Source organism: Dyella jejuensis (assembly GCF_044904675.1).
Lineage (GTDB): Bacteria > Pseudomonadota > Gammaproteobacteria > Xanthomonadales > Rhodanobacteraceae > Dyella_B > Dyella_B jejuensis.
Map to the genome: position 1 here is coordinate 1 of NZ_JADIKJ010000040.1, position 4,193 is coordinate 4,193.

The 4,193-nt window shown below is 51.5% G+C and carries 4 protein-coding genes and 1 pseudogene; all 5 read right to left on the reverse strand.

Features of this window, described 5'->3' with window-relative positions; all coding sequences use genetic code 11:
* The coding region (locus ISP15_RS18080; protein WP_404549366.1) for a hypothetical protein at nt 1-306 on the reverse strand (306 nt) is incomplete at its 3' end.
* Nucleotides 307-334: 28 nt separating this feature from the next.
* Entirely contained in the window at nt 335-805 is a 471-nt protein-coding gene (locus ISP15_RS18085) for a hypothetical protein (RefSeq protein WP_404549367.1), read from the reverse strand.
* 5 nt (nt 806-810) lie between these two features.
* Nucleotides 811-2,385 (reverse strand): hypothetical protein, encoded by a 1,575-nt coding sequence (locus ISP15_RS18090; protein WP_404549368.1) that lies wholly within the window; start codon nt 2,383-2,385, stop codon nt 811-813.
* 13 nt (nt 2,386-2,398) lie between these two features.
* Nucleotides 2,399-2,950, reverse strand: coding sequence for a hypothetical protein (locus tag ISP15_RS18095; protein WP_404549370.1), 552 nt, complete (start codon nt 2,948-2,950; stop codon nt 2,399-2,401).
* Nucleotides 2,938-4,193 (reverse strand): annotated as a pseudogene (locus tag ISP15_RS18100) (hypothetical protein); the annotation flags it as partial. The gene ISP15_RS18095 and the pseudogene ISP15_RS18100, both read right to left, overlap by 13 nt.

Here is a 4,193-nt window from a genome sequence, read left to right on the forward strand (position 1 = left end):
GCCTTGGGCGGCACCGGGGGAGAACAGCGCCTGGGCTGCCTGCGCCGCGTAGAGGGCGGATAGGCGACTATCCTGCACTTGGCTACTACGTTGGGCAGCGTAGTAAACGGTGTTGGCGACGTTAGCCGCCGCGCCACCGATGCCCACGTTGATCCCGCCCTGGCTCACCTTGTGGCTTTGATGGATATCGCTGGTGCCTACGGCCGCATCGATGGTGACGTTGTTGCCCACGATGGCGGTGCCAGTCTGGCTGAGCACGCCGCTGCTGATGATGTGCACGTCATTGCCGCCAATGAGAATGATCATTATCGCGATACACCACTAGCCAAGGATCTCAAATGATCATTGGTAAAGGTGGAATCATTATTATGATCAGGCTGATGACACCAATCATCGCAACAGATATCCATCCGTAAATTTTCAACGCTGTCAAATCTTTATCGTAAATGTTATATAAATATATTAAATGCCATATGCTTAAAAGAGAAAATGTTCCGGAAGAAACAAGAAAGATAAAATCAATTTTCCCAAGCCGAGCCAAGCCATTGCCAAAGAGCGATATAGCGAACCTTGCAGACATGGTGGCCGCTATCGTGGTAAAGACAAAAAGAATCAAATAAATAGAATTTTCAAATCGCCTATTCCTTGCCATATATATCATCAAAAAAACGCTCACTATGTAAGAAATAGCGTGTATTGCAACAAATGGCCCGCCTTCTGCTAGTCCAGCTGAAATGAAAATTATTACAGTTGGAGAAGATGAAATAAGTGCCAGAATTCCAATCCTGCTAAGGTCGTGCGCCATAATTTTTACCTCGAATCACGAACTGAATCTATCTGGCTTTGGCCGTAATTAATTCGGTCTTGCACATCAAATATATTTTTTCCTATCGTATTAATAAAGCCGCCAAGATATATAACATCGTTGGTCCAACCACCCTGCACCATCAAATGGTCGTACAGCGGCTGAAGCATTGTCTGCTCATTAATAAGCATGCTTGAATCCCACTGTTTGGCTGCTTCGCCCGTGAGTATTGGACCGTTGTACATTTGCTGAAAAGCAGACCATTCTTTTTTCATGATGGTGTCCCCAACCTGATTCACCCACGCCGATGCCATAGCGCAGTTTAGGCAATATGGCTCATTAACGGATTGCAATTTCCCGGAAGTGTTGGCGGCTACTTGCGGCCACACTGTCTGGCCACCTTTCTCATCCGTTCCATTTTGGAATGCCTGAAAGAAGTCCTTTCGCTGATCAAGATTTGGATAGTATTTGTAACCATCGTCTGTGCTGAACAAATATTCCATGAGCATTTGCGTGCTTCGTACTTGATCGCTGCTCAACCCATTCGGCAAGTCCGTTTCCGCTGCATATCTGGTAGCGTCGTTAACCTGATATGGCTTGCAACCTACATTGCTAGTGCAGTCTAGATAAAAGCTAACATCCTGCTGTTGCGATAGAGCATTAGCATTTGCAAGCACGCTTCCTTGGCAGGCACCCACATCACCACCTTGTGATTTGCAATCTCGCAAGTCCTTCTTCACTTGGGCCAACTGACTATGTGTCAAGTAGTTGAACTTGGTTCCATCGAGTGCTGTCGCTGCACCGCTACCCCCACCCACGGCCGCGCCCATCGCGGTGCTGGCGAGTTGCAACATTGAGGCGAACTCCGGCGTGCCGGGTTTGTAACCCTGGCTTTGCAGGTAATCGGCCATCTGTTGGACTACCAGTTGATTGGCTGCTGCACCCATCGCACCTTGAGCCACGTTGCCACCGCCCAAGGCGGCGATGCCCGCACCCACCACGCCGTGCAGAATGGTGCGTTGCGGACTGCCTTCATCCCAGCCCATCTGGTTGGCGATATCGCCCGCTGCCCGCATGCCGACATAGCCGGCCACCTGATTCAGTTCCATGTTTTCCTGCACTTTCTGTGCATCGAAGATCGGTGCGAGCGCCTGGTTGCCTAGCGTAGGGTTGCGATCCAGTCCAGCCAGGTCGTTGTTGCCATCGCGCACGATGATCGTGCCTTGTGCGATGCCAGCATTCGTATCGCTGCTGCACTTCCCGTGCTGCGGCGTCGTCAGCGAGAGCGCGGTGCCGATGCCGCTGAGGGCATTGCCGATCGTACTGCCCCCTGCACCGTAGCCGCCGCTGATCCCCACGCTGCTGGCGCTGTAGTTCGCTTCGTTGTGGATGTTCTCGTAAGTGAGGCTGCCGGTGTCGAGGACGTTCTTGCTCGGATCGGCACTGCTGGCGATCACGCCGCCGACCTGATGCGTGTTGCCGCCCACGGCAAGCTGGAAGCCGCCATCGCCCACCTGGATGCCGCTGACCTCGTTGACGCTCTGGTAGTGGCTGTCCACCTTGCGCTGGTTGTAGCTCAAGCTGCCGCTGGCTCTATGAGTTCATCCCTAGAGGATGGCCCAAGATAAAGGTTTCGTAATCCATGCTTAAGCTAATAGCATATGTGACGATAAGCATGACGACCATCTCAATCTTCGCCACTTTATAAATCATCATCGTCGAATTGGTGCGCACAATGACCCAGAACCACAAAACGAAGGTAATGAGCGAACCAGACAATAGGCCAAAGATAAACAAATAGTCCATTAAATGGTCGTACCACGCTAGTTTTTTGTAAAAATTATTCACTGCGTCAGGAACAAACATGACCACAAGCAACACCAAAGACACTGTTGAAAGCACCCCAATGTAAATTAGGCGACATCGTGAATCCAAGTCACCATGGTTACGCAATCTCCTTGCAACCCATCTTTTCTCAAACCATGAAAGGGTCCCAAAACACAACGCCAAAAATATAGAATAGATCACGACCATAGGCACTCTATGTCCTGCGGATACAAAAGCAGCCACGATCAAGATAATGCTACAAGTGATTGACCATGCTATTGGAAAGATAAGTTTGTAGAGCATAGTCAGTTGCTCCATGCTTTATTCGGATCGTTCCTGACCCCGTCCATCACCTGATGCCCCTTCTCAATACGAGAATCCGGATCAACAACATTCCAGACAGGTGCCTTGGCATGAAATAAGATGGGCGCGAAAATTGCTCCGCCCTCCACTCCAAGCGCAGCTCTTCCACTTAGCTGGTCATATAACCACTGAACCTGCCCCTGTTCGTTTTTCAATATCTGATTATCCCAGCTGAATGCAGTATTACCTGTCAACGGTGCCGTTGATTGGTAAAGTGACTTCAAGTCGTTCCAGCGATAGTTAAGAATGGCATTGCCCGTCTGATTGATCCAGTTTTGTGTAGGAGTTCCACCAATTACATCAAATCCAGGCTTCCATGCCTTCTGCAAATCCCCCGACACCTGAGCCGCTGCCCTCGGCCATGCCACATCGCTGCCTTTGTCGTACATCGCATTGGCGTACATGTTGAAGAAATCCTTTCGGCTATCGATGTTGTCGAAAAACTGTTGCCCTTCGGGGGTACCAAATGCCATTTGCAGCAGCGCATTCGTGCTACGCATTTGATCGCCGCGCATCAGCGCATGCATATCAGTGTTCAAATCGTAAGCCATCGAATCCTTGATAGATTCCCTACATATTGCACTTTGCGGGCTTGCCCCGCACATGCCAGTCATAGCACTGTCATTAGCCGCTGAAACGTCATTGGCCCATTGCTTTGCGTCGTCTTGGCATGCCTTGTCGGCACCACATGCAGTTAGCTTGGCTTTTAGCTGCTGCACTTGCAGGTGAGTCAAATAATTGTACTTAGTCCCATCCAACGCCGTGGCCGCGCCGGCACCCCCACCCACGGCCGCACCCACCGCGGTGCTGGCGAGTTGCAACATTGAGGCGAACTCCGGCGTGCCGGGTTTGTAACCCTGGCTTTGCAGGTAATCGGCCATCTGTTGGACTACCAGTTGATTGGCTGCTGCACCCATCGCACCTTGAGCCACGTTGCCACCGCCCAAGGCGGCGATGCCCGCACCCACCACGCCGTGCAGAATGGTGCGTTGCGGACTGCCTTCAGCCCAGCCCATCTGGTTGGCGAGGTCGCCCGCTGCCCGCATGCCGACATAGCTGGCCACCTGACTCAGTTCCATGTTCTCCTGCACCTTTTGTGCATCGAAGATCGGATGGAGTTTTTCGTTGCCTAGCGTAGGGTTGCGATCCAGGTCACTGAGGTCCTGGTTCGGGTTATCGCGCACGATGATCGTGCCTT

Bases quoted from the DNA above. Each gene is read 5' to 3' on its own strand.
- ISP15_RS18095 (WP_404549370.1), bottom strand. From the start codon at position 2,950: ATGGAGCAACTGACTATGCTCTACAAACTTATCTTTCCAATAGCATGG.
- ISP15_RS18085 (WP_404549367.1), bottom strand. From the start codon at position 805: ATGGCGCACGACCTTAGCAGGATTGGAATTCTGGCACTTATTTCATCT.